Origin of the sequence: Acinetobacter sp. ESBL14 (assembly GCF_036668815.1) — a bacterium.
Classification (GTDB): domain Bacteria; phylum Pseudomonadota; class Gammaproteobacteria; order Pseudomonadales; family Moraxellaceae; genus Acinetobacter; species Acinetobacter gyllenbergii.
The window spans coordinates 1,448,911-1,472,679 of sequence record NZ_JAZEVS010000001.1; the positions used below are offsets into that span (position 1 = coordinate 1,448,911).

At 39.6% G+C, this 23,769-nt stretch carries 26 protein-coding genes and 2 pseudogenes; 16 read left to right on the forward strand and 12 right to left on the reverse strand.

Annotated elements, in window-relative coordinates; genetic code table 11:
- Positions 1 to 129: 129 nt before the first annotated feature.
- From V6E90_RS07125 to V6E90_RS07135, 3 genes are all read right to left on the reverse strand, one after another.
- The gene (locus tag V6E90_RS07125) at positions 130 to 816 is read right to left on the reverse strand and encodes a TetR/AcrR family transcriptional regulator (protein WP_065341914.1); all 687 of its coding nucleotides are present in this window, start codon (positions 814 to 816) and stop codon (positions 130 to 132) included.
- 557 nt (positions 817 to 1,373) lie between these two features.
- Positions 1,374 to 1,589, reverse strand: a complete 216-nt coding sequence (locus V6E90_RS07130; protein ID WP_332604951.1) for a 2-hydroxymuconate tautomerase family protein — start codon at positions 1,587 to 1,589, stop codon at positions 1,374 to 1,376.
- Between the two features lie 9 nt (positions 1,590 to 1,598).
- Complete coding sequence (locus V6E90_RS07135; RefSeq protein WP_332604952.1) at positions 1,599 to 2,336, reverse strand: SDR family NAD(P)-dependent oxidoreductase; 738 nt, start codon at positions 2,334 to 2,336, stop codon at positions 1,599 to 1,601.
- A 107-nt stretch (positions 2,337 to 2,443) separates the two neighbouring features.
- Between V6E90_RS07135 and V6E90_RS07140 the strand changes: the two genes are divergently transcribed.
- On the forward strand, positions 2,444 to 3,358 hold the full coding sequence (locus V6E90_RS07140) for a LysR family transcriptional regulator (RefSeq protein ID WP_332604953.1): 915 nt from the start codon (positions 2,444 to 2,446) through the stop codon (positions 3,356 to 3,358).
- A gap of 45 nt (positions 3,359 to 3,403) precedes the next feature.
- Here V6E90_RS07140 and V6E90_RS07145 read toward each other — a convergent pair.
- A pseudogene (locus tag V6E90_RS07145) lies at positions 3,404 to 3,592 on the reverse strand (alpha/beta hydrolase fold domain-containing protein); the annotation flags it as partial.
- On the opposite strand from V6E90_RS07145, the pseudogene V6E90_RS07150 reads away from it, so the two are divergent.
- The 10 genes and pseudogenes from V6E90_RS07150 to madM form a co-directional block, all read left to right on the forward strand.
- Positions 3,589 to 3,814 (forward strand): annotated as a pseudogene (locus V6E90_RS07150) (TetR/AcrR family transcriptional regulator); the annotation flags it as partial. The pseudogenes V6E90_RS07145 and V6E90_RS07150 sit on opposite strands and share 4 nt — an antisense overlap.
- 354 nt (positions 3,815 to 4,168) lie before the next feature.
- Positions 4,169 to 5,848 carry a malonate decarboxylase subunit alpha gene (gene mdcA / locus V6E90_RS07155; RefSeq protein ID WP_332604954.1) on the forward strand — a complete coding sequence of 560 codons (1,680 nt, stop codon included), beginning with the start codon at positions 4,169 to 4,171 and terminating at the stop codon, positions 5,846 to 5,848.
- Entirely contained in the window at positions 5,848 to 6,723 is an 876-nt protein-coding gene (locus V6E90_RS07160; RefSeq protein WP_332604955.1) for a triphosphoribosyl-dephospho-CoA synthase, read from the forward strand. Before mdcA ends, V6E90_RS07160 begins: the two co-directional genes overlap by 1 nt.
- An 11-nt stretch (positions 6,724 to 6,734) precedes the next feature.
- Entirely contained in the window at positions 6,735 to 7,037 is a 303-nt protein-coding gene (locus tag V6E90_RS07165) for a malonate decarboxylase subunit delta (RefSeq protein WP_016540143.1), read from the forward strand.
- Positions 7,030 to 7,881 carry a biotin-independent malonate decarboxylase subunit beta gene (locus V6E90_RS07170; RefSeq protein ID WP_016540144.1) on the forward strand — a complete coding sequence of 284 codons (852 nt, stop codon included), beginning with the start codon at positions 7,030 to 7,032 and terminating at the stop codon, positions 7,879 to 7,881. Before V6E90_RS07165 ends, V6E90_RS07170 begins: the two co-directional genes overlap by 8 nt.
- A gap of 2 nt (positions 7,882 to 7,883) precedes the next feature.
- Positions 7,884 to 8,705 carry a biotin-independent malonate decarboxylase subunit gamma gene (gene mdcE, locus V6E90_RS07175; protein ID WP_023269784.1) on the forward strand — a complete coding sequence of 274 codons (822 nt, stop codon included), beginning with the start codon at positions 7,884 to 7,886 and terminating at the stop codon, positions 8,703 to 8,705.
- Positions 8,702 to 9,319, forward strand: a complete 618-nt coding sequence (locus V6E90_RS07180; protein WP_332604956.1) for a malonate decarboxylase holo-ACP synthase — start codon at positions 8,702 to 8,704, stop codon at positions 9,317 to 9,319. The genes mdcE and V6E90_RS07180 overlap by 4 nt, the downstream gene beginning before the upstream one ends.
- Entirely contained in the window at positions 9,316 to 10,245 is a 930-nt protein-coding gene (mdcH, locus tag V6E90_RS07185; protein ID WP_332604957.1) for a malonate decarboxylase subunit epsilon, read from the forward strand. Before V6E90_RS07180 ends, mdcH begins: the two co-directional genes overlap by 4 nt.
- A gap of 49 nt (positions 10,246 to 10,294) precedes the next feature.
- Positions 10,295 to 10,696, forward strand: coding sequence for a malonate transporter subunit MadL (madL, locus tag V6E90_RS07190; RefSeq protein ID WP_065341904.1), 402 nt, complete (start codon positions 10,295 to 10,297; stop codon positions 10,694 to 10,696).
- A gap of 25 nt (positions 10,697 to 10,721) precedes the next feature.
- Entirely contained in the window at positions 10,722 to 11,483 is a 762-nt protein-coding gene (gene madM, locus V6E90_RS07195; RefSeq protein WP_016540149.1) for a malonate transporter subunit MadM, read from the forward strand.
- A 58-nt stretch (positions 11,484 to 11,541) separates the two neighbouring features.
- Here the strand turns inward: madM and V6E90_RS07200 are convergent, their stop codons facing one another.
- From V6E90_RS07200 to V6E90_RS07225, 6 genes are all read right to left on the reverse strand, one after another.
- A complete protein-coding gene (locus V6E90_RS07200; protein WP_262756468.1) occupies positions 11,542 to 12,462 on the reverse strand; it encodes a LysR family transcriptional regulator in 921 nt (306 codons plus the stop codon).
- 77 nt (positions 12,463 to 12,539) lie between these two features.
- Positions 12,540 to 13,238, reverse strand: coding sequence for a DUF1826 domain-containing protein (locus tag V6E90_RS07205; RefSeq protein WP_065341901.1), 699 nt, complete (start codon positions 13,236 to 13,238; stop codon positions 12,540 to 12,542).
- 136 nt (positions 13,239 to 13,374) lie between these two features.
- Complete coding sequence (locus tag V6E90_RS07210) at positions 13,375 to 14,580, reverse strand: NAD(P)/FAD-dependent oxidoreductase (protein ID WP_065341900.1); 1,206 nt, start codon at positions 14,578 to 14,580, stop codon at positions 13,375 to 13,377.
- A 160-nt stretch (positions 14,581 to 14,740) separates the two neighbouring features.
- Complete coding sequence (locus tag V6E90_RS07215; protein WP_065341899.1) at positions 14,741 to 15,289, reverse strand: RrF2 family transcriptional regulator; 549 nt, start codon at positions 15,287 to 15,289, stop codon at positions 14,741 to 14,743.
- 198 nt (positions 15,290 to 15,487) lie between these two features.
- Positions 15,488 to 16,507 (reverse strand): MBL fold metallo-hydrolase, encoded by a 1,020-nt coding sequence (locus tag V6E90_RS07220; protein ID WP_065341898.1) that lies wholly within the window; start codon positions 16,505 to 16,507, stop codon positions 15,488 to 15,490.
- 145 nt (positions 16,508 to 16,652) lie between these two features.
- Positions 16,653 to 17,222, reverse strand: a complete 570-nt coding sequence (locus V6E90_RS07225) for a TetR/AcrR family transcriptional regulator (protein ID WP_016540155.1) — start codon at positions 17,220 to 17,222, stop codon at positions 16,653 to 16,655.
- A 206-nt stretch (positions 17,223 to 17,428) separates the two neighbouring features.
- On the opposite strand from V6E90_RS07225, the gene V6E90_RS07230 reads away from it, so the two are divergent.
- Positions 17,429 to 18,313: a LysR substrate-binding domain-containing protein gene (locus V6E90_RS07230; protein WP_332604958.1), complete on the forward strand. Its 885-nt coding sequence runs from the start codon at positions 17,429 to 17,431 to the stop codon at positions 18,311 to 18,313.
- Positions 18,314 to 18,400: 87 nt separating this feature from the next.
- Here V6E90_RS07230 and V6E90_RS07235 read toward each other — a convergent pair whose 3' ends face one another.
- Complete coding sequence (locus V6E90_RS07235) at positions 18,401 to 19,102, reverse strand: SDR family oxidoreductase (RefSeq protein WP_332604959.1); 702 nt, start codon at positions 19,100 to 19,102, stop codon at positions 18,401 to 18,403.
- Positions 19,103 to 19,497: 395 nt separating this feature from the next.
- On the opposite strand from V6E90_RS07235, the gene V6E90_RS07240 reads away from it, so the two are divergent.
- On the forward strand, positions 19,498 to 19,839 hold the full coding sequence (locus V6E90_RS07240; RefSeq protein ID WP_332604960.1) for a hypothetical protein: 342 nt from the start codon (positions 19,498 to 19,500) through the stop codon (positions 19,837 to 19,839).
- A 27-nt stretch (positions 19,840 to 19,866) separates the two neighbouring features.
- Here the strand turns inward: V6E90_RS07240 and V6E90_RS07245 are convergent, their stop codons facing one another.
- Positions 19,867 to 20,103 (reverse strand): VF530 family DNA-binding protein, encoded by a 237-nt coding sequence (locus V6E90_RS07245; RefSeq protein WP_016141020.1) that lies wholly within the window; start codon positions 20,101 to 20,103, stop codon positions 19,867 to 19,869.
- A 254-nt stretch (positions 20,104 to 20,357) separates the two neighbouring features.
- Between V6E90_RS07245 and V6E90_RS07250 the strand changes: the two genes are divergently transcribed.
- The 3 genes from V6E90_RS07250 (at position 20,358) to V6E90_RS07260 (ending at position 23,756) form a co-directional block, all read left to right on the forward strand.
- Complete coding sequence (locus V6E90_RS07250) at positions 20,358 to 21,128, forward strand: tetratricopeptide repeat protein (RefSeq protein WP_332604961.1); 771 nt, start codon at positions 20,358 to 20,360, stop codon at positions 21,126 to 21,128.
- Positions 21,129 to 21,361: 233 nt separating this feature from the next.
- Positions 21,362 to 21,997 (forward strand): CDP-alcohol phosphatidyltransferase family protein, encoded by a 636-nt coding sequence (locus V6E90_RS07255; protein WP_065343915.1) that lies wholly within the window; start codon positions 21,362 to 21,364, stop codon positions 21,995 to 21,997.
- 10 nt (positions 21,998 to 22,007) lie between these two features.
- Positions 22,008 to 23,756: a bifunctional alpha/beta hydrolase/class I SAM-dependent methyltransferase gene (locus V6E90_RS07260; protein ID WP_332604962.1), complete on the forward strand. Its 1,749-nt coding sequence runs from the start codon at positions 22,008 to 22,010 to the stop codon at positions 23,754 to 23,756.
- The last annotated feature ends 13 nt before the right edge of the window (positions 23,757 to 23,769 follow it).

Below are 23,769 nucleotides of genomic sequence, written 5' to 3' on the forward strand. Positions count from 1 at the left end.
CTCTGCTTCACAAATTTTGAGATGAAAACATCCGCTATAGTGAATAAACCCTATAGTTCGATAACTAAAATGCAAAAAAGAACGAGAGCGGGCTGCTGATCGTTCCGAGAAGCTTAGATAGAAAAAGCTTTATTCAAGCTTATGGAAGTTGGTATGAAACTGAGCATAGGCGTTTTCAGTTCTTTCTATATTGGCATGAAACAAGGCATAGAGGTTGGTACGGAACAGATTATTGATATTGACTGTTTCAGTACTTTGTAACATGCCATTATAGAGGACGCCCATCCAGGTTGGCGCAATCAATAATAGCGAAAATTCCTTCGGATTAACGGGTGCAATTTCTTCACGTTTAATGGCAATTTCAATGAGTTTTTCAAACTCGACCAAGTAGGGGGAAAGCACACGCTGAAAGTAAATTTCTTTAATATTTGGGAAATTTTCACCTTCTTTAAGCACTAAGCGGGAAATACCATCTCGGCCTGATTTTTCAACCGTACCGACAATCTTATCCAAGTGTTCTAACAAAAAAGAATAAACACTTTGTTGTTCCTGCAAATCATCGGCCTTAATTAAGCGAAGGTCCTGATGCAGAATATCTTCAATAACGCCTTCAAAAAGTTCGTCTTTAGTCTTGAAATAAGAATAAATTGTTCCATTGGCAACTTGCGCTTTTGTAGCAATATCGCCAACTTTGGCCTTGGCAAAGCCAACTTCGGCAAAATGGATTCGTGCGGCCTGAAGAATTGCTTCTTTGGTTGCCTGCGTTTTTTCAAGGCTGGGACTGCGCTGGCGCTTGGTTGTTGTATCTGGTTTCATTGTATGAATAAAAATGATTTTGTGTTCATTTTTATTTTAGGTTAAAAATGAACTGAAAGTCAATTTAATTAAAAAGAAGACTGAAAAGCTGAGCTAAAGTACTGTTACGAATCAAAGTGATCTGAAAACTTGGTGCAATAGCAATATCTAAATATAGATTTAAGTATAGAAAAGCCCATCGAGAGATGAGATTGTTGAGTTTTATAGCTGTTTACTCTTATAGGATGAGTATCTCAGATTTATTATTGACTGATTAAAACGATTTTATAGCTTTAATCTCTAGTTAAAGCGTCTCTTTTTTGCGCTGATTCAAGAGGGATCATTCAATCTTTAACTAGAGATTTAAATGCTAAATTGCAGCATAGCTTCTGCAATCAGTTTTTAATATTCAGCCTCCTTTATTCATTGCATACTCACTTATCTGAGTTGAGGAGTATTTCTTTCTTAATCATGTGCGAGCCAATATAACATGAATAAATTCACTGACTTTTGACATTCCTTCAGTGCATTGTTTACTGATAGGAAACAATGCAGAGGATCTGGATATGACAAGCTGATTATTTGGGTTCAGACAAGGATGCCTGCCGAAGCGCAGTTACTGTTGTTCCTGCAACACCCCAATTATCTGTACTAACTTCATCAATCACAACAAAGGTTGTTGCATGAGGTTTCCCTAAAACTTGATATAATAATTCCTTTACTCCTTCAATAAGCTGTTGCTTATGTACTGGCGTGACACCTTCATCAGTGACTTTAATATTGACATATGGCATGTTGTTCTCCTACCAAGTACCTGCGCTAGAGCCACCATCAACGGGCAGTATGCTCCCTGTGACAAATGTTGAATCTGTCAAATAAAGCACAGCGTCAACAATATCCTGTGATTGTCCTAAACGATGGGTGGGTGCCATCGATTTTAAGAAGGTTTTCTCTGCATTATCATCATGCATCGGGGTCTCAATTACACCTGGGGCAACTGCATTCACCATAATGTTCATAGGCGCCAGTTCTAAGGCCAACGTTTTTATTGCACTGTTTAGGCCACCTTTGGTCAGGACTGGCAAGAGTGCAGGAAGTTTTGCATTTGGCTGCATTGCCAGTGCTGCAGTAATGCTAACAATATGCCCGCTTTTGAATTGAGTCATATGTTGGGCAGCAGCTTGTGAACTATAAATAAAGCTGCGTAAGTTGATATCAAACATCTGATCAATGTCTAAAGTCGTATATTCAGCAACCGGTTTTGCAATGAAGATACCAACATTATTGATCAGAATATCGACTTGATTAAATTGTTGTTCCGCATATTGGAATAGATATTGAGCCGTTTCAGGTTTGGAGATATCTCCAGCAATCAAATGGCAATTTGCAGGGCTCCCCAAGGATTGATAGGCTTTTTCTAAATTTTCAAGCTTGGACGAATTTGCAATCACATTGTAGCCACGTTCGATGTAGGCTTTTGCAATTGCAAAACCAATACCACTTGAGGCACCTGTAACGATTACGGTTTTTTGGGTAGACATAAGGATTAAGCTATAAATGAGATAGAGCTACTGTATATTTAAAATAACAGTTGAAAAATACAGTAAAAGTCCATTAACTTATTACATCATGTAATAGGTTGTTCAATGTGAATCGTAATTTTGATGATCTGCAAGTTGGTAGCTTAGAACTGTTTTGCCTAACTGTAGAACAAGGAAGTTTTACTGCAGCAGCAATTTCTGCAGGACTTACACCTGCGGCTGTCAGTCGTGCAATTGCCCGTATGGAAAGCCGTTTGGGGGTCAAACTTTTTATACGAAGCACCCGACAATTACGTTTAAGCGAGGCAGGGCAACGTTATTATTATTTCTGCCGCCAAGCGATTGATCAGCTCTTAGAAGCAGAAAAACAGATTGCAGGAGAACAAGAGGCCCCATCAGGTTTACTTAGGATTAGTGTTCCAACACCGTATGCTCATTTTCGTTTATTGCCGATAATCAATAAATTCCATCAACACTATCCAGAAATTAAACTTGAGATCCATGTGAGTAATCGGAATGTTGATTTAACCGCAGATCAATATGATCTCGTAATACGTGGTAATCATTTACCTGATTCGAGTTTAATTGCTAGAAAGTTAGAAGATGCTGAACTTTGCATTGTGGCAAGCCCAGAATATTTAGCCAAAAATGCAGCGCCAACATCCATACAACAGCTACAAATGCATGAGTGCATCCAGTTTGAAATGCCGAGTACAGGCAAGCTCGCGCCTTGGTTATTAAACGATGCAGGACAAGTGAGGTCAGTTGACGTAAAGGGATCAATAACCTGTAAAGATGATTTCTTATCAACATTGACTTTGGTTAAAACGGGACTGGGTTTAATGCAAGTCTATCGTTTTACAGTAGCAGAAGAATTGAGAACAGGAACATTAAAAGAGGTCTTGGTAGCGCATGGCCGCAGTACGCGTCCTTTTTTTCTGCTTTATCCTGCTTCAAATTATCAGCCTTTAAAAATGAAGGTTTTTATTGATTTTATCTTAAAAGAATTGGTCTCACTTTGAAGCGCCAACAACATAAACTGGGTAAACAATGGATGTTGTAACCGATTATCTACCTGCTTTTGGGTAGATCGATTTTGCTTCAGGAGCGATGGTGATCATATGTATAGCACCATGAATCATGCCATCAAATAAATGAAATTTCACATTGACACCAGCTGCTCGTAATTTCTCTGTATATTTTTCTCCATCATGGTGGAGAGGGTCATATTCACAACCCAAAATGGTTGTATCTGGTTTCTGCGGCCAGTGTTGTATTGAGTGGCGAGAATCAAAATCTTCTAGACTGGATGAAATAGCAACGCCTTGAACGTGTTGAGAGCCTAGTTCAACATTTTAAGTAGGCAGGGACAACTCAAGTAAGACAGCGATCCTGAAGCGCTAGGGCAATATTATGGATTAATCTTGCATGCTCTATCTGTACAAGCTAGAGATCGTTATTCAGAAGAAATATTGTAATCCAGCATTAACATTGCACTGAAACATTTAGATCAATATTTGGTAAAGCACATAAAGTGCAAAAAACCTTAAATCACATTTCAATTAAATTCAATTGGCGCACATAAGCCAAACTAAGTCATAGCTCATCTGTGAATCTTTAATTTTAATAAAAATAATAATTTCAAATAGATAAATCAATTTTATACCGCTTTTCATCTGAACTGAAATTAAATTTTCCAAATATAAATAGAAAGGAGCATAGCAACAAAACATTAACTTTAAGTTAACAATATAACATTTCAGTTGATTGATCCAAATCTAGAAAAAGCTTTTTATAAGGTAAGTCAAGTCATCGTTACCAAGGAAAAGCACATGGAAGATTGTGTTCAGAACAAAGCAAATCTATGGACAAAACGTCGACATGCGAAACAATTGAAATTAGAGCGGGCGCGTAAATATGCTGATGGTGTGGTCATTCCTCGACAGAATATTATTCAAGTTTTGGAAACCTTGATTTGCTCAGGCGATAAAGTTGTATTGGAAGGAAACAACCAAAAACAAGCTGACTTTTTATCGCGTGCGCTTGCACAAGTAAATCCCAAGACCCTGCATCATTTACATATGATTATGCCAAGTGTTGGTCGTCCTGAGCATTTGGATTTATTTGAAAAAGGGATTGCACGTAAACTCGATTTTTCCTTTGCAGGTACACAAAGCCTACGCATTAGCCAACTACTTGAGGATGGATTACTCGAGATTGGTGCGATTCATACCTATATTGAACTGTACTCACGGTTATTGGTTGACCTAATCCCAAATGTTGTCCTCTCTGCAGGATTCATGGCAGACCGTCACGGCAATATTTATACAGGTCCAAGTACAGAGGATTCACCTGCATTAATTGAACCTGCTGCTTTCAGTGATGGCATTGTGATTGTTCAGGTGAATGAGCTTGTTGATGATGTACAAGATCTACCTCGGGTTGATATTCCTGCATCTTGGGTAGATTTTGTCGTAGTCGCAGATAAGCCTTTTTATATCGAACCATTGTTTACGCGTGATCCCAAGCACATCAAACCTGTTCACATTTTAATGGCCATGATGGCGATACGTGGAATTTATGAACGCCACCAAGTGCAGTCGCTCAATCATGGGATTGGTTTTAATACGGCGGCAATTGAATTAATTTTACCAACCTATGGCGAATCGCTGGGTTTAAAAGGAAAAATTTGTCGGAATTGGACTTTAAATCCACATCCAACATTAATTCCTGCGATTGAAACGGGTTGGGTTGAAAGTGTGCATTGTTTTGGCACTGAATTGGGGATGGAAAAGTATATTGCTGCACGCCCAGACATTTTTTTTACAGGTCGTGATGGTTCTTTACGTTCAAATCGCATGATGTGTCAGCTTGCTGGTCAATATGCTGTCGATTTATTCATTGGTGCAACCTTACAGGTCGATGGCAGCGGCCATTCTTCAACCGTAACCAAAGGCCGTTTAGCGGGATTTGGTGGAGCTCCGAATATGGGACATGATCCACGTGGTCGTAGACATGCAACAGCGGCTTGGATGGATATGCGGATCGAAAGTCAGGATGAGACTGACACCTATCTAGCTCGTGGGAAAAAATTAGTTGTACAGATGGTCGAGACCTTTCAGGAAGGGGGAAAACCAACATTTGTAGACAGACTTGATGCTGTTGATGTCGCGAAAAAAGCAGGGATGCCTTTAGCCCCCATTATGATCTATGGGGATGATGTGACCCATTTGCTTACGGAGGAAGGGATTGCCTATCTTTATAAAGCACGGAGCTTGGAAGAACGTCAGGCAATGATTGCTGCTGTCGCGGGTGTTACCGATATTGGCCTAAATCATGATCCGAAAAAAACAGAGCAATTACGCCAAGAAGGGTTGGTTGTTTTTCCGGAAGATCTTGGCATTCGCCGTACCGATGCAACACGTGAATTATTGGCTGCGAAAAATATTGCCGATCTAGTGACATGGTCTGACGGACTGTATCAACCACCTGCAAAATTTAGGAGTTGGTAATGAATGCGCTTCTAAAACAGACTGGTTTTAACACAGCAGAATTTCTCGCTGATATGGCCGTACAAGCATTAATTGATGAGGTTAATTTAACCCCTAAACCGGCTTTGGTTGATCAACGCGGAAGTGGTGCACACGATGATTTAAACCTTGAGTTAATGGAACTTTCGGCCCAGTGCTTATTTCCAATGTTTAAAGCGATGGCTGAAGCCGCTGAACTGCATGGGGATGTCTGTACTGCGCTGAGAGAAGATATAGGCCAATTAGGTCGCTATGGTGAGCATCGGATGCTGCAAGTTACGCAAGGCATAAATACACATCGTGGTGCGATTTGGTCGATGGGTTTAATGGTGACATCAGCGGCATTAACGCTATTCAACCAAAACACATGCACAGTTGATGTGTTATGTAAAACAGCCAGTGAGTTAGCTCGAATCGAAGACCGCTTTATCCCAAAACAACAATTGACACATGGACAACGTGTCCGACAAAAATTTGGTGTAAATGGCGCAAAACAGCAAGCTCAACAAGGTTTTCCAGTTATTAGACAATATGGATTAACCCAATTGCATCATAGTCGGATTCAGGGTGCCACAGAGTCTTCGGCTCGACTTGATGCCTTACTGGCCATGATGGGGCAACTAACGGATACATGCGTGATTCATCGAGCAGGTTTAGATGGATTACATCAAATGCAGGTTGGTGCACAACAGGTTTTGGCACTTGGCGGTAGTTCGACGCTTCAAGGTCAACAACGCCTGTCACAACTCGAACAGGACTTATTGGCCATTCGAGCTTCTGCAGGCGGCGCAGCAGATTTACTCGCAACACTGTTGTTCCTTGATGGCATAGAAAAATATCGCTGGAAAAGATTTTAGGAAATAGTGCAATGGAAATACTTAGTTTTGAGTTTGCAGCGGGAGAGATTCCCAATAAATCAGCTGTAGTTGGATGTGTAGGATCAGGTGATCTGGAAATTTTAATGCAACCTAATCATTCAGGTCAAATCGCTATCATCAAGGTGGTTACTTCAGTCGATGGTAGCCAACAACGTTGGAAAAATCTGTTTGAACGTATTTTTTCGGTTGATCATCCTCCTGCTGTCAAGATCGATATTCACGATTTTGGTGCAACACCAGGAGTCGTCCGTTTAAGACTTGAACAGGCTTTAGAGGAGGTGAACAGTGACTAATTTTCATCATTTATTAGATAAGCAAAGCTTTATTGAACTTGGGGCACGAGATCGGGCGAAATCTTTGCTTGATACAGGCAGTTTCCGCGAATTATTAGATCCGTTTGCAAGAATCATGTCACCTTGGTTATCTAAACAAAACATTGTTCCTCAAGCAGATGATGGCGTTGTGGTGATAAAAGGGAATATTCAGCAACATCCAGCTGTTGTGATTTCAATCGAAGGGATCTTCCAAGGGGGAAGTCTTGGTGAAGTGGGCGGTGCCAAGATTGCAGGTGCATTAGAACTGGCCATTGAAGACAATCTGAAAGGCATCCCAACTACAGCCATTTTACTGCTGGAAACAGGTGGTGTCCGTTTGCAAGAAGCGAACTTGGGCTTAGCCGCGATTGCTGAAATCCAATCTGCCATTGTCGAGCTCAGACAATATCAACCTGTCATCGGTGTCATTGCAGGGAGTGTGGGGTGTTTTGGAGGGATGTCCATAGCAGCTGGGCTGTGTAGTTATTTGATCATGACGCAAGAAGGTCGTTTGGGCTTAAATGGCCCTCAAGTGATTGAACAAGAAGCTGGTGTCCAAGAATACGATGCCAAAGATCGTCCTTTTATCTGGAGTATCACTGGTGGCGTACAACGGTTTGCCAGTGGTCTGGTTGATTTTTATGTTGAAGATGATCGTCAGCTGATTCAACAGCAAATCATGCAATGTATTTCACAAGCTAAACCTCCAATTCATCGTAGCAGTAATGCAGCTTTTTACTTATCAAAGCTGCAAGAGGTTGATACGACAACACAGATTTTACCTGCTGAAGTTCAAGTTTTATATCAAGGAAAAGGGGCTTAAAGATGAATACAGTTGTTGTTCAAGCTTCCTCACGAGGGCGAAACTGGTTTAATGCCTTAACTCAACAATTTGATTTAATCGAAACTAAAATTGACTCATTACTAATTGCCGATGGTCAATTGGCTGGTCAGGCCGTTTGTGTTTTTGCCATTGTTGCCGATGAGTATAATGCTTATCCACGTGCACGACAGGGTGAAGTGGGTTTATTAGAAGGCTGGGCGCTGGCACACGCAATTGATGAAGTCATTCAAGCTGATCAAGCAAAAACAAAGAAACGCGCAATTTTGTGTATTGTCGATGTACCGAGTCAAGCTTATGGACGTCGAGAAGAAGTGCTGGGAATTCATCAGGCACTTGCTGGTGCCGTAGATGCTTATGCAACTGCCCGTTTGGCGGGTCATCCCATCGTTAGCCTGTTGGTGGGTAAATCCATGTCTGGTGCATTCTTGGCACATGGCTATCAAGCGAATCGTATTTTAGCACTTAAAGATCAGGGCGTTATGGTGCATGCGATGGGTAAAGAATCTGCTGCACGTGTCACGTTAAGAACAGTGGAAGAGTTAGAAGCTTTGGCGGCTCAAATTCCACCAATGGCGTATGACATTGAAAACTACAATAGCTTAGGATTGCTATCTCAAATTTTAGAGGTTGAACATGCTGAACAGCCAACACCATCTGATGTGATATCCGTTCAGGCTGCTTTACTCGAGGCAATTCAGGATATTCAACGACAGGGTTCGGTGGATTTAAAGCATCGCTTAGAAGGTGAAAATCGCAAAGCCTCAAAATATGTCCGTGAGCGGTTACGTGAGCAATGGTCATGAATCATCCTCTGCAGGCACATGATTTATTGTGGGGAATGCGACCACACATGTTAGCTGATAACGTGCCAGATTGGGTTATTCAAGTGCTTTCTGAGCATAAGCCAGTTGTGGTCAGACGGGCAGTTACTAAAATGCATGTAGTTGCAGTGGGTATTCGAGGTGAACAACGGAATTTGCGCTTTGCCACTGAAATGCCTGTTGAGGCGATTGTTAAAAAAGTAAGCCCAGAAAGTTTAATTGATAAGGATTTGGCTTTATTCCCGCATTTACAAAACAAACTGCAAGCTATTCACCAAACCATGCAAAGTTTTTCATTGCCATGGGGGTATACCGGTAGCGTAGGCTATGAGCTGGCAACAGGCTTGAAAACTGTGACGGAAAACAGTGATGTTGACGTATTGGTTCGGACAGTGCAAATGCTCTCAAAAGCTGATGCACACAGCATGTTAATTGCGCTAGAACATTTAGGCATACAAATTGATGTGCAATTACAAACACCGTTAGGTGGTGTGGCTTTACGAGAATGGGCAAGGTCGACAGGCAGCGTTTTACTCAAGAGTAGTGATAGCGCTGCTTTGGTTAAGAATCCTTGGAGTGCAGAGGAAATCATATGAGTTCAATCTGGGTCTATCCAGGACAAGGCGCTCAAAAAGTGAATATGTTGCATGATTTACCCCAACATTCGCTGGTGAGGGAATATTTAGAACAGGCATCGGATCTACTGCACCAAGATGTTCTATTGCTTGACCAAAAGGAAGCTTTGCAATCGACCTATTCTGTTCAGCTCTGTTTGTATATGACAGGCGTGATTTGTTCTGTATTGCTGAAAGAACAAGGTCTAAAACCAGATTATGTTGCGGGTTTATCTATTGGTGCATGGGCAGCCGCTACAGCCGCTGATGTCATTACTTTTGAAGATGGTCTGACTTTGGTGGCAAAGCGTGCTGAGTTGATGCAACAAGCCTATCCAAAAGGCTTTGGCATGATGGCAATCCTTGGCTCGGACTCATCTAAAGTTGAACAGTGGGTTTCAAAAATTCATGAACATTGTTCAGATATTTTTGTTGCCAATTTTAATGCACCAAACCAGAGCGTGATCTCAGGTTCAGATCTTGCAATGCAGCAGGTTCAAACGCTTGCAACACAATCTGGGGCAATCACCAAAAGATTAGAGGTCAGTGTGCCATCACACTGCTGTTTATTGGAAAAACAAGCCAGACAATTGGCTAGTTTGGCGGAAGATATTCAGTTAAATCAACCTAGTATTGGATATTTAAGTGGAACGTCAGCACGTTTGCTCAGCACACCTGAACAAATTATTGATGATCTTGTTTTTAATATGAGCAGAACCATCGATTGGGAAAGCACCGTTCAGGCGGCATGGGAGCGAGGTGTTCGATTACAGATAGAAGCTTTGCCAGGTACCACACTGACAGGTTTGGCACGCAAAGTATTTAAAGAAGGAACAGTTTTATCCTTTCAAAATACCAGATTAGAAAATTTGATTATTGAAATGCAAAAGCAATGTCATTTTGCATAAACAGAATCAGAAATAAATGAAGTTACTCAATGGATAGAGGAAATTGAAAATGATTATTTATGGAACCGCTATTTTAGCAATTTGCCACTTATTAGGCGATTACTTGGGTAATACACTTGGAAGTTTATTAGGTGTACAAGCCAATGTAGGTGGCGTTGCGATCTCGATGATTTTACTGATCCTGTCGAAAGAAGTGCTCACAAAAAAAGGCTATTTACCTCAAATTACCCAATTTGGTGTTTTGTATTGGTCTGGTATGTATATTCCAATCGTGGTCGCCATGTCAGCAGGTCAAAATGTGGTTGCTGCGCTTTCAGGGGGAATGCTAGGGCTTGCAGTATCTGTCGCTTCCCTTATTGGTACAGTTTTGGTGATCCGCTACCTGAACCGCCTGAGTGGAGATTATGAAACATACGAATGGTCAATAGAAACAACTGAAAAAGTTGCTTAAATATAATTACTTAGGAATATAAAAAATGGATGCTTTGATTTCGGTTCTAACTAAGAACGCATTGGTAACAGCACTCGCCGTGACTGGTTTAATGATGTTCTTTTCTCATTTACTTTCTAAATATCTCACTAAGGGTAAGTTACAGAGTTCGGCAATTGCGATTACTTTGGGTTTAGTGATTGCTTATTTTGCAGGAGTTTATACGCAAGGTACGAAAGGAATATCAGATATTGCCATTTTCTCTGGTTTTGCATTATTAGGTGGAGCAATGATTAGAGACCTTGCGATTGCTTCAACTGCTTTTGAGGTTGATGTAAAAGAAGTTAAAAAGGCAGGTAAAATAGGATTCATTGCCTTAATGCTTGGCTGTGTTGTGCCGTTTGTAATCGGTGTCGTGATTGCTTGGTGTTTGGGTTACAAAGATCCTATATCTATGACGACCATTGGTGCTGGTGCCATGACCTATATCGTTGGCCCAATAACAGGTTCTGCGATTGGTGCGAGTTCTGAGGTCATTGCCTTGTCAATCGCGATTGGCTTAATCAAATCTGTCTTTTTTATGGTGGCTACACCATTATTGGCTAAATTTATGTATCTTAAAAGTCCCCGATCAGCAATGGTTTTTGGTGGTCTCGCTGGCACAACAAGTGGAACTGCAGCAGGACTTGCAGGTACAGATGTACGTTTAGTTCCTTATGGTGCTTTAGTTGCAACATTTTATACAGGTCTTGGTTGTTTATTGGGACCTTCAGTATTCTTTTTGACTGTGAATGCAATTTTTAGTTAATTTAAAAGGATTAGAGTCGGGCAAGGATGAAAATTTTATGAATTGCCCGAAAATACCGTTACTTTGTTAAGAAACGTTTGGAGAACATTCGGCATTCAGCAATCAATGCCAGTAAGTTTGGATCAGGTTCTTTACTTTTCAGAAACACTAAACCAATTTCTTGCTTGATCTGAAAAGGTTCTTTTAAGGGAATCAATTTCACTGAACTTTCGTAAATTGTCGAAATACGTCCTGGTAATAAGGCTAGTCCTACACCCGTGCTGACCATACTCACTAAAGTAAAAATATCACTCACTTGCAGAAAGACTTTCGGATCAATTCCTGCTTTTTCAAACAAGATATCTGAATCATTACGGGTCGCAAATCCTTTAGAGAGAGTTAAAAACTTTTCATCCTTTAAAGTACTCAGGTCAATCTGTTCCATCAGTGCAAGTGGTGAGTTTGTATTAACGGCTAGATATATATTGTCTTGAAACATCGGAAGTGTTTCAAAGTCTGAGTCATAGGTTGTGTCATTAAGCGCAACGATAATGGCATCCAACTCAGTAGACTTCAGTTTCTTTACTAAATCTAAGTTGGAACTCAGAAGAAGCTGAATATCTAACTCACCTCGACGAAGCTTCAATCCACTGATTACATTTGGAATAGTGTTTACGGTTAATGAATAGAGTGAGCCTAAATGTAATATCTTTGCAGCAAAACCTGCGGCTTCACGGGTTTTATTTACTGTAACAATCACATCTTGAATAAGCTTTTGTGAGTGCTCTTGTAATACATAAGCACTTTTAAGTGGAATCAAATTCCGCCCTTCATTTTTAAATAAAGGGCAACGCAGGGCACTTTCTAAAGAATGCAATGCTTTATGTACACTAACATTACTGATTTGCATCTCATCCGCAGTTTTAGATAAATTTCCATGACGCATAAAAGCCAGAAAAATCTGGATTTTTTTTAGTGTTAGTTCTTCTTCTATTTTCATAATTTAACTAAAATTAAAATAATGAAAACAATTATATAGATAGTTTTATTTATTTAAATAAAGTATTAAATAAATATTTAACAAATCAATAGCAATCGATACTCACCATCTTTTTCAATCGGTGCTCGATGAACACAAGGGAAGGCCTGTTGTGTTGGATGATCTACCGCTAAACGCCAGAGATGGCCTATGCCTAAATTCACTGGTTTTGCATCTGGTTGAGGTTGGTAATGTAAATCAAAAAAATACTCTGCTAGAAACGTTTCAAATTCAGCTTCTGGGCCATCATGTAATTCTTTGAGTTTTGCTCTAATTTCTGGAACCAAAATTTTCTGTTCAACTTGATCATGAGGCAGGATATCGCTTGCTGGACCATGATAGGTACATAGAAAAGTATCTGTTTCGACGGGTGAACGATCTACATGATATGAATATACATCGGTTGAAATGAAATCAAGCGCTTCATCGCGTTCGTAGCATTTAAGTAGATTAAGTGAAGGGGAAGCACCTAAATCAGTTAAGCGCTGTATATCACTTAAGATCATCTCTCTTGCCTGGCTGCCTTGTTCTGAAAGTTGCAAGGCCAACAGATCTTCAACAGATACTTCTGTAATATTTTCTTTTAACTCAAGTTTAGCCACAATCTCTTGAAAATCACCTAACAAATCTCGATGCCAGCAAAGAGCATTCATAGCACCTTGAAAATTAGAATTCACAAGTTCAGAAAAGGTCGAAACCATGCTAATTTGAGTGTTATCAGACGGTATATTCTTCATATTAAAACTAAATCATGAACTATTGCGAATTATACACTTATGCCTACAAAAAATATTGTATTTCAATTTAGTCATGCGCCAAAAAAGAAACCTCAAAAGTAGCGCTCTACTTCTGAGGTTTTCAAATAGACCCTTGTTAAGGAACAATAACAAAATCTGGGTTTGCTATTGCAAAAATTGCTTCACGGTCTGCGACTGGTGGATAAATCCATACCGTATTAATTTCTTGCTTAATTTTTTTCGCTTCTTCACGCACAAATTGAACCTGTCGATCCCAACCTTCAGTATAAAGTGCACCCCATGGACCTAAATCAACACAAGTCACATACTTGGGTTGACTATATGGATGTAATGGTAAATCTACCAGTTCTGCAGCTGCATTATAACCTGCGACTCGGCCTAAGCTCATCGCGTGCTGGCAAGACATGACGTTGAAATTGCCTAAATCATCAGTTGGAACTTTTACCGTATCACCCGTCACAAAAATATGTTTTGCTTCAGGCGCATGTAAATAAGCATCACCTAGAATACGCCCCAAATTATCTTTCTCACCTGCAATTTGAGCAGTAAGCGAATTGGCTCGCATACCCGCCGTCCAAATGACGGTTTCGGTCTCAATTCTTTCACCGTTAGAAAGGGTGACACCAGTGGCATCAAGTGCAGTAACCCGTAACCCAGCTTTAGCTTCTACACCGAGTTCGGTGAGCGCTTCACGAATCACAGCTGCTGCTTCGTCACCAATTGCGGAACCAATTTCTGCTGATGAATCAACTAAGACTACACGAATATCAGTTTCAGTTAAAATACTACGCAGACGTTCAGGCATTTCCGTCACTGTTTCAAGACCTGTAAGTCCACCACCAGCAACGACAACTGTATTACGTGCCGCACTGTCAGGCTTATTGGCTAGACTTTTAAGATGTTGATCTAGTTTGTTCGCATCTGCTAATGTGCTGACACTAAATCCATAGTCTTTAAGACCAGGTATAGGCGGCATATAGCCAGTACTTCCTGTTGCCAAAATGAAACGGTCATAACTTAAGCTCTGTGTATCGCCGTGAGTTGTTGTAATCACAAGATTTTGGGCCACAGCATTCACTTCATTGACCCAGCCAGCGACATATTTAACGTCAACAACATTTAGTATCTCTAAAATGTCAGGGTACATATTTTCAAGTACAGCTTCATAGAGACGGGGACGAATATCAACATTTGGACTCGGAGAAATCATCACCACTTCAATATTTTGTTGTTGTGCAGCCAAATGAATTGCGCGTTGTGCGGCAAGTGCAGCCCACAGACCAGCAAAGCCAGAACCGGCAATAATAATACGCTTACTCATTTAATGATCCTTTTGGTCGATTCATTCGAACATACAAATTCCAACTCATCATAAAATTCAGGATGAGCGAATCCTTTCTCTGACTGTTCGAAAAATCTGAGAAGGGGGGTTAAAAAGATTAGGGAAGTAATTACGTTAGGACGCTAAGTCCTATCACGCTTTAGTCGGGAATATCCCTTGATATTTTACTTTTCCGCATTTTTGCTGTTCTTCCTTCGATGCGTTCATTGATCCAGCCATTTACATCACTAAAAAATACATCAGGGGCATAACGACCAAAACGGTCTGCAATATCACCCAGTGTATGTGCGCCTAATGCATCTCGCATGGCTTTCTCGGCCTGTAGCATAACTGCATGTACGGCACAGACCCCATGTGTTGCCCAATCAGGTGGAGCACTATTAAAGACCGCGCATTTGCCACGAACTTCTTGGCATTCGAAAAGTGGTTTTTCACCTTCAATTGCATTGACAATATCAAGAAAACTGATTTCATCAGCAGGTCGAGCCAGTAAATACCCACCACGAATACCTTCTTGTGCTAAAACAAGCTTTGCCTTTTCAAGTCTAGGAAAAATCTTGGCCATAAAGCTTGGCGAAACGCCTTGCAATTCAGCCAGATCCTTACTACTCAATGGTTTATCTTCATTATTTACAAGAAAAAGAAGACAGTGAATCGCATACTCGACGCTACTAGTGATATAAGCCATTTAATTTCATAATTGATCAACTACAAACACAGACTAATGTAGTCTGTGTTTGTAGTCAAGAATAAAACTAAGACAATATTAGTCCTAGTTTTATTAATGGATCATTCAAGTTCAAAAGAATAGCGCTATATCACTGAATCTAAATACCTTTAAATGAGGATTGAGGGCCGTCAATAATTTAAAAATTATCGAATAAAATTACGAACGCCACCAATGGTTTTCGACATTTGGCTCGTTTAAGTTCAATACTTCACCCATTTGAGGCGTACTAATCGCTAAGTTATTTTGATGAGCCAAAGCCACGATCCGTTCAAACGGATCATCCCAAGCGTGCAGTGCCAAGTCAAAAGTCCCATTATGGACAGGTAACAAATGACGTCCTTTTAAATCGAGATGTGCTTGTAAAGTTTGCTCAGGTTGCATGTGAACATCTGGCCATTCTGGATCATAGGCACCAGTTTCTAGCATGGTAAGATCGAAGGGGCCGTAACGATGTCCAATCTCTTTAAATCCATCGAAATAACCCGTATCACCACTAAAAAACACCCGTAGATCATTATCAATAATCACCCACGATGCCCAAAGTGTTGCATTGCTATCACCCATACCACGGCCTGAAAAATGATGGGCAGGGGTGGCAATCAGCTCAAGACCATCCACATAAGTAGTGTCCCACCAGTCAAGTTGCTGTACCTTTTCTGCTGGCACGCCCCATTTAATTAGTGTGTCACCGACACCAAGCGGTGTTAAGAAGTGTTCAACCTTGTCTTTGAGTTGGATTACTGCATGGTAGTCGAGATGGTCATAGTGATTATGTGACAAGATCACACCCTTAATCGGCGGTAAGTCAGCAATGCTAATTGGTGGTTGATGAAAACGCTTTGGGCCAATCCACTGAAAAGGCGAGGCACGCTCAGAGAAAACAGGGTCGGTTAACCAAAATTCATTACGCAATTTTAATAAAATGGTCGAATGCCCAAGACGAAATAGAGAACGGTCTGGGGCATTCATAAGTTGCTCTTTAGATAAACTTAACACAGGAATTTCTCGGTTTGGCACCGTATTTTTGGGTTTGTTAAACAAAAATTTCCACATTAAGCCGAGTGTTTTTCCAAAAGAGTGTGTCTGCAGATTCGGTCGTGTATTTCTAAATTTACCATTATGCTGCTGTGATGGCAGGAAGGGAGAAGGCAAGTCTGTTGTGTTTGAAATCGTCATTTTATTTTCCTTGAGTGGAACACCCTATATCTGTAAATAAGAACTCGAGTTAAGTGCTTATTTTGATTTATTTAAATGAGTATTTAATCACTCATTAATTGATTTAAAAAATAAGAATGCTACGCATCCTTACTTTGGTCTTTATCTACATGGAAACAGCATGCCAAAATGCTTCAAAACCTGACTTCCGATAAAGATCAGCCTGAGAGGCATCTTGGGCAATAAAATTAAGTGTAACTTCAGCTAGTGCACCCAAAATTGAACCGATAAACAGGGGTGGGTAATCTCTTAATTTTCCCTCATCGATATGTTCTTGAATGGTCTTAGTAAAATCACAAAAAGTTTGCATACCGATTTGCTTGCTCTGTTCGGTAATTTGTTCAGAAGTTGATAGTTGTGCCATCACTTTACGTTTCAGTGGGGCATCTAAACTCCAGTCCAAATAGCTTTGCCAGATATAAAACAGTTGAGTTTGCAGATCTGAGTTGTTCGGATAATTCAGCATGATGACCTGACGCAGTTCGGCCTTTAGCGAAAGGTATAACTGGTTAAGTAGTTCCTCTTTATTACTGAAATAAGTAAACAAAGTACCTTCAGCTACACCAGCGACTTTGGCAATTTTTGAGGTAGACGCACGCTCTCCAAGTTCTGCCAATGTTTCAATCGCAGCATTTAAAATTGCATTACGTTTATCTTCACTACGGGGACGGGCCATATACAAACATTTTAATTGAGTGATTACTCAATCATACATAAAAATAGAGAACGTGCAAGATATATTTTTTATAGAGTAGGGCTTTTCAAGATCATAAGCGATAACATCGCTTAAAGATGTCTGCATAGCAAATTTAACCCCTTAAATAGCTTGTATACAATTCACAAAAAAATTAGAGTGTAGAAAAACTACTTGCTTAAGTGTTTATGGTATCACGTAGAAAACTGCCATCTTTAAATGCCTTACGTGCATTTGAAACAGCAGGTCGAAAGTTAAGTTTTCGCGCTGCTGCCGATGAGTTGGGAGTGACTCAGGGTGCGATTGCTCAACAGGTGAGAGCATTAGAAGATCATCTAAATGTTACGCTATTCCAACGACTTCCTCGGGGACTATGTTTGACTCCTGAGGGAACAAAGTATCTGGTCGATATAACGCGTGCCTTTGATATTCTTGCTGAATCAACAGAATCATTATTCGATCAGCCAGATCGTGTAACTATAAGTGTGACACCAACGATTGCAACCAAAATGTTGATCCCTCGATTAGGTGATTTACATGCAGTACTGCCTGATATCAATTTATGCACGCTTGCAACTGAGGTTGTTTCAGACTTTGATCGTGATCAGGTTGATATCGCTATCAGGCTCACTCAAAAATCATTTCCAGAAAATCTAGAAACACAGTTATTGTTTCATCAGGAACTTATTGCTGTAGCAAGTCCTGATTTTATTCAGGATTTAGCACTTCCTTTGCAACTTGAACAGTTGATCAATATGCCACTGCTACACGATGCTCATGATCATTGGCCAAATTTTTTGAACACGAATGCAAAGTTATCTGGGGCAGTATTTAATCAAACCACGCTGGCACTAGATGCAGCTTTGTCTGGGCAAGGGGTTGCTTTAGCATGTCAAGCATTTGTAGATGCAGATATTCGGTCAGGAAAGCTCGTCCAAGTCACTTCGGAAACAAAAATTGTTGAACCAAGTTATTATCTGGTTAGAAAAAAAAGCTCACATCCCAATAGTACAGTCGATAAAATTTGGCAGTGGTGTATTGAATATTTAGGCACGGAGCAAACATACAAATAGATACTTATTGGTGATGATTCAGTTAGTTCAAATCTTGAAGGAATCATGTATAGATCATTTATCCCTTCAAGTTTTTATTAAATGTCGTTATACAGAGCGAGTTAGACCACCATCTACTCGTATATTCTGTCCAGTGATATAAGCCGCACCATCCGACGCAAGGAAAGCCACTGTAGCTGCAATCTCTTCTGTTGAACCATATCGTTTCATTGGAACACTATTGGTTCTTTCATCTGTTTTGGGTAGGCTATCAATCCACCCAGGTAAGACATTATTAATACGAATATTATCAACAGCATATGTGTCTGCACAAATCTTGGTAAAAGCTGCCAATCCTGAACGGGCAACCGTAGATGTTGGAAATAGTGAACTAGGCTCAAATGTCCATGCACTGGAAATATTTACAATCACGCCGTGTTTTTGTTGTTGCATGATCGGAATCACTAAACGAATAGGGCGTACAGCATTGAGAAAATAAGTATCTATGCCATCATGCCAATCTTGATCTGTTAATTCTAAAATTCCTTTGCGAGGGCCATGTCCAGCACTGTTGACTAAAACATCTATACGTCCCCAACGAGCAAGCGTTTCATCAATAAGGCGTTGAATATCATCTATTGATTGGTTAGATCCAGTAATGCCCAAGCCATTCAGTTGATCTGCAAGAGTTTCACCTTTACCGGATGATGATAGAATTGCAACTTTATATCCATCTGCGGCTAGTTTTTTTGCAACTGCAGCACCCATACCACTTCCAGCGGCCGTAACAATAGCGACTTTCTCAGCCATGATTTTTACCTCTTAATGTCATTCGAAATATGAAAGAGTTAGCTCATTTTAAAATCATATTAAAGTTCAACCGTGTGCTGAGCAAACGATAAATTTTCGTTAAAGCCAGTAGAAAATCTACAGGCTTGATCCGTAATCCAAAGATATGGAAAGGTTCTAATTATTATTCACGCCAAATTGATAGGGTTGCACTCCACTTAAATAAGCCACGCGGATTTGCGTAGGTTCGACTAATACACAAGTCAAGTAGCCGCTTAAAATATCAATAATGAACAACTTTTTAGAAATGTGTGTAATCCTGAATATGTGCTGTTACAACATGTGTAAATTGCTAGATTCTCTCATGAGATTGTTCCAGTATAGGTTTAGACACTCGAATTTTCAGGACACTGACCATGACATTAAGATATCGTAAATTATTAAAATATTTTGCTATTTTAGGTTTTGTAGCAAGTTCTACTGTGATGAGCAGCGTAACTTTTGCAAGTTCTGAACAGGCATGGAACAAGCATGATCAGGAAATAAAAGCGGCTTGTATAAAAGCGAGCCAACTTAAAAATGCCAAGACAGTGAGCAATGTCATGCTGTTTGATGATCGTGTTGGATATTCAGCAGTCTTGATTGAAGGAAAATATCCGCAAGCACATATGAAAAACAAAACAGGGCAAGAACTGTGTTTATGGAATAAGACATCGAAAAAAGCTTATTTAACTGAAACAAACATGAAGGTGCATTGAAGTCATAGCCGCGCAGCGTTTTGATCGCTACGATTTCTGTTTGGCTTTTTGGCGTAAAACATACAAATATAAGTTTTCTACTTTTTCACGTGCCCATGGTGTGGTGCGTAAGAATCGCAATGATGATTTAACACTTGGATCTATACAAAAACATCTAATTTCAATTTTACGACTTAAGCCTTCAAATCCACCGTAGTAATCCAATAACTCATCCAAAATGTCAGCAAGTTTTTTACCGTGTAAAGGGTCATTGGAAGTGTTCATAATAGATCAACTATATTTGGGGAGACCATCATTATAACCTGAACGCGTTGAAAAATGAGAGGGTTAGCATTTAAGCGTAATTAACGATGTGTGCTGAAATAGCAGGAGACATTCATTCATTTGGGAGATTCTAGGCAGCCAACTTGTAAAAATCTTCGGCCACTTAATGCTGAGCTGTAGCTACAAACCGTGTTGTGTAGGCTACAGTCTTTAGATATCCTATTTAACATAAAATTAAGTTATGCGACTTCAGAATGACCATATTTAAATTAATTATGAATAAAATATTTTTTTCTCTTGTGATTTTAATTTGCTCAATAAATTCATATGCAGAGGAAATAAAACCGTTGCCTGAAAATATTAAATCCTATCAAACATCTAACTTTTTAAACTATTTAGAAAAAGCAGCACAAGAAACTCAAAAAGAAGCTGAAAATGGTAATGCTGAAGCTCAATATGCATTAGGCAATATATATGCTTCAGGTTTAGGCGTAAAGCAAGATGATTTACAGGCTGTAATATGGTGGAAAAAAGCGGCTTCTCAAGGAAATCCTAAAGCTGAAACCAGTTTAGGAAATATGTATTTACAAGGTCGAGGCGGGCTTTGGAATAGTTTTATAGAAGCAATGAAATTATGGGAATCAGCAGCAGCTAAAAATGATGCTTTAGCACAACTTCAATTAGCAGTTAGTTATAGAAATGGGCGAATTGCTCCAAATCAAGATTTTGAATTAGGTATAGAATGGTTAATTAAATCAGCAGAGCAAGGAAATGTTGATGCTCAAAGCTATCTTGGACATAGTTATTTAACAGGACAAGGGGTTAAAAAGAATTATGTTCAAGCACTTCAATGGTTAACAAAAGCTGCTAATAGTGAACATCCAGATGCTCAATATCATTTAGGAATGATGTACTTTACTGGCACAGGTGTTCAACAAAATCAGGAAATTGCCAAATTATGGCTAAAAAAAGCAGCACAACAAGGAAATGAAATGGCATTAATTTTTTATCCAAACAATGATTAAAAAAAGAGTCCACGTTATCTAATGATGGACTCTAGTCTCAAATTTGGGACTTTCACCTTCTTAGATATTCTATTTAACATAATATACATTATACGAAATAAAACCATATTAATAATTTGATATGTAATGACTTTTATAATGTCCACTTTCTTTCAAATCCTGATGTATGTTGACATGCACTTAAATATTAAACACAATGCTTTCACTATATAAATGTGTTTATTCCAATAACAATGCCTTCGATTTATCAATTAAAACCAGCATTTCAAAATTTACTTCGCCCATTTGTACAATGGCTTTACTCAAAAAAGATCACGGCGAATCAAGTTACGCTCTTAGCCATGTTTATCTCTGTTGGATTAGCTGTCGCACTTTACTGCCTACATCTTTACCAACAACCTATAATCCTGTTTTTACTATTTCCTGTATGGATGTTAGTTCGTATGGGCTTTAATGCAATTGATGGCATGCTCGCACGTGAGTTTAATCAACAATCAAAACTTGGCGCCTATTTAAATGAAATTTGTGATGTCATCTCCGATTCTGCGCTTTATCTGTGTTTTTTAGGCTTAGCTTTCATCAACCCATTTCTGTTGGGCTTAGTTGTCTTTCTAGCGATTCTGAGTGAATATGCTGGAGTTATGGCACCATTAATTGGTCAGGAACGTCGTTATGATGGTCCTATGGGCAAAAGTGATCGTGCATTTTGGTTTAGTTTAATTGCTGTATTTGTCAGTTTTAGCCCGTATTTAATTGAAAATAACTACATTAATTCAATCGTTTACATCTGTAATGGACTGCTTATTTTTATTGCAGCACTATTGATTTTGACAATTTATAACCGTATTAAAAATAGTATTCAACTTTAAGGAAAATCAGATGCAAAGTTCGCAAAAACATGTATTTACCAGCCATGATGATATTCAGTTAGCCTATCAACATTGGCCAGCAGCTACAGAAAAAGACACAAAAAAGGCAATTATTTTATTCCATCGAGGACACGAACACTCCGGACGCATGGCACATTTAGTCAATGAGCTTAATCTACCAGAATTTGATTTTTTTGCATGGGATGCGCGTGGACATGGTGAATCACCAGGTTTACGGGGTGATGCGCCAAGTTTCTCTGCATGTGTGAAAGATATCCAATATTTTGTGCAACATATTGAATCCACGTATAATATTTCATCAACTAATATTGCAGTTATTGGTCAAAGCGTTGGCGCTGTTTTAGCAGCAACTTGGGTCCATGATTATGCACCAAAAATCAGAGCCTTATGTCTAGCTTCGCCCGCATTTGATATTAAACTGTATGTACCATTTGCGAAAACAGGTTTAACGGTTCTAAGCAAACTTAAAGGTAATTTCTTTATTACCAGTTATGTAAAAGCCAATATGCTGACGCATGATGTTGAGCGTGCAAAAACCTATGATACCGACCCACAAATTGCCAAAGCCATTTCGGTACGAATGCTGTTGGGCTTATATGCAGCGTCAGAACGTATCGTCAATGATGCACAAAACATCTTTGTTCCCACACAAGTTTTATGCTCTGGATCAGACTTTGTGGTATTCCGTAAGCCACAACAACAATTTTATGAAAAACTTCCTCATCCGCGTAAAGAATTTCATGTTTTAGATGGTTTTTATCACGATACTTTAGGTGAAAAAGATCGTCATATTGCAATCGAAAAAATTCGTCGTTTTATCTTGCAAAGCTTTGCTGAAGATTATCTAGCGCCAGATGTACTCAATGCCGATAAAATTGGTTCAAGTTGTGCAACTGCTGAACAATTGAGTAGTCCACTTCCCGCTTCTTCAATCAAGAATCTGTTCTGGAATTTAACCAAACGTAATTTAAAACTCGGCAGCAAATTCTCCCGTGGTCTTAAAATTGGTGAAGATACCGGTTATGACTCTGGCAGTACTTTAGATTTTGTTTATCGAAATCAAGGTGAAAGCAAAAATATTCTCGGCAATATCATTGATCAACAGTATTTAAATGCAATTGGTTGGCGTGGCATCCGCGTACGTAAACAGCATATCGAGCAGTTATTGGCGAAATATGCACAAGTTCTAAATAAGCAACGTAAAGACATTCGCATCCTAGATATTGCAGCGGGTCATGGTCGTTATATTTTAGATGCTGTGAGCCAATTGCCAACTCCACCAAAATCAGTGTTACTTAGAGATTATAGTGAATTAAATGTTGAGTCTGGTTCTGCATTAATCCAAGAACGAAAACTGGACAATATCGCCCAATTTGAACTCGGTGATGCCTTTGACACGGCGTCATTGGCCAAAGTGAAACCAAAGCCAAATTTGGTCATTGTGTCTGGGCTTTATGAGCTGTTTAGTGATAATGACTTATTAAGACAATCACTTTCAGGTATTCATCAAGCCATGTTGCAAGGTGGTTTTCTGATTTACACAGGACAAATTTGGCACCCGCAACAAGAGTTTATTGCACGTGCTTTAACTTCACACCGTCAAGGTGATGCTTGGGTGATGCGCTTACGCTCACAAGCCGAAATGGATGCACTGGTTGAACAAGCTGGCTTTAAAAAAGTGGATCAATGCATTGATGAATTTGGAATTTTTACGGTTTCTGTTGCTCAAAAAATTTAAATAAAGACCTTTT

What these genes read in the sequence shown, in the direction of transcription:
- V6E90_RS07125 (WP_065341914.1), bottom strand. Translation starts at nt 816, where the DNA reads ATGAAACCAGATACAACAACCAAGCGCCAGCGCAGTCCCAGCCTTGAA.
- V6E90_RS07130 (WP_332604951.1), bottom strand. Translation starts at nt 1,589, where the DNA reads ATGCCATATGTCAATATTAAAGTCACTGATGAAGGTGTCACGCCAGTA.
- V6E90_RS07135 (WP_332604952.1), bottom strand. Translation starts at nt 2,336, where the DNA reads ATGTCTACCCAAAAAACCGTAATCGTTACAGGTGCCTCAAGTGGTATT.
- mdcA (WP_332604954.1), top strand. Translation starts at nt 4,169, where the DNA reads ATGGAAGATTGTGTTCAGAACAAAGCAAATCTATGGACAAAACGTCGA.
- V6E90_RS07160 (WP_332604955.1), top strand. Translation starts at nt 5,848, where the DNA reads ATGAATGCGCTTCTAAAACAGACTGGTTTTAACACAGCAGAATTTCTC.
- V6E90_RS07165 (WP_016540143.1), top strand. Translation starts at nt 6,735, where the DNA reads ATGGAAATACTTAGTTTTGAGTTTGCAGCGGGAGAGATTCCCAATAAA.
- mdcE (WP_023269784.1), top strand. Translation starts at nt 7,884, where the DNA reads ATGAATACAGTTGTTGTTCAAGCTTCCTCACGAGGGCGAAACTGGTTT.
- V6E90_RS07180 (WP_332604956.1), top strand. Translation starts at nt 8,702, where the DNA reads ATGAATCATCCTCTGCAGGCACATGATTTATTGTGGGGAATGCGACCA.
- mdcH (WP_332604957.1), top strand. Translation starts at nt 9,316, where the DNA reads ATGAGTTCAATCTGGGTCTATCCAGGACAAGGCGCTCAAAAAGTGAAT.
- madL (WP_065341904.1), top strand. Translation starts at nt 10,295, where the DNA reads ATGATTATTTATGGAACCGCTATTTTAGCAATTTGCCACTTATTAGGC.
- madM (WP_016540149.1), top strand. Translation starts at nt 10,722, where the DNA reads ATGGATGCTTTGATTTCGGTTCTAACTAAGAACGCATTGGTAACAGCA.
- V6E90_RS07200 (WP_262756468.1), bottom strand. Translation starts at nt 12,462, where the DNA reads ATGAAAATAGAAGAAGAACTAACACTAAAAAAAATCCAGATTTTTCTG.
- V6E90_RS07205 (WP_065341901.1), bottom strand. Translation starts at nt 13,238, where the DNA reads ATGAAGAATATACCGTCTGATAACACTCAAATTAGCATGGTTTCGACC.
- V6E90_RS07210 (WP_065341900.1), bottom strand. Translation starts at nt 14,580, where the DNA reads ATGAGTAAGCGTATTATTATTGCCGGTTCTGGCTTTGCTGGTCTGTGG.
- V6E90_RS07215 (WP_065341899.1), bottom strand. Translation starts at nt 15,289, where the DNA reads ATGGCTTATATCACTAGTAGCGTCGAGTATGCGATTCACTGTCTTCTT.
- V6E90_RS07220 (WP_065341898.1), bottom strand. Translation starts at nt 16,507, where the DNA reads ATGACGATTTCAAACACAACAGACTTGCCTTCTCCCTTCCTGCCATCA.
- V6E90_RS07225 (WP_016540155.1), bottom strand. Translation starts at nt 17,222, where the DNA reads ATGGCCCGTCCCCGTAGTGAAGATAAACGTAATGCAATTTTAAATGCT.
- V6E90_RS07230 (WP_332604958.1), top strand. Translation starts at nt 17,429, where the DNA reads ATGGTATCACGTAGAAAACTGCCATCTTTAAATGCCTTACGTGCATTT.
- V6E90_RS07235 (WP_332604959.1), bottom strand. Translation starts at nt 19,102, where the DNA reads ATGGCTGAGAAAGTCGCTATTGTTACGGCCGCTGGAAGTGGTATGGGT.
- V6E90_RS07240 (WP_332604960.1), top strand. Translation starts at nt 19,498, where the DNA reads ATGACATTAAGATATCGTAAATTATTAAAATATTTTGCTATTTTAGGT.
- V6E90_RS07245 (WP_016141020.1), bottom strand. Translation starts at nt 20,103, where the DNA reads ATGAACACTTCCAATGACCCTTTACACGGTAAAAAACTTGCTGACATT.
- V6E90_RS07250 (WP_332604961.1), top strand. Translation starts at nt 20,358, where the DNA reads ATGACCATATTTAAATTAATTATGAATAAAATATTTTTTTCTCTTGTG.
- V6E90_RS07255 (WP_065343915.1), top strand. Translation starts at nt 21,362, where the DNA reads ATGCCTTCGATTTATCAATTAAAACCAGCATTTCAAAATTTACTTCGC.
- V6E90_RS07260 (WP_332604962.1), top strand. Translation starts at nt 22,008, where the DNA reads ATGCAAAGTTCGCAAAAACATGTATTTACCAGCCATGATGATATTCAG.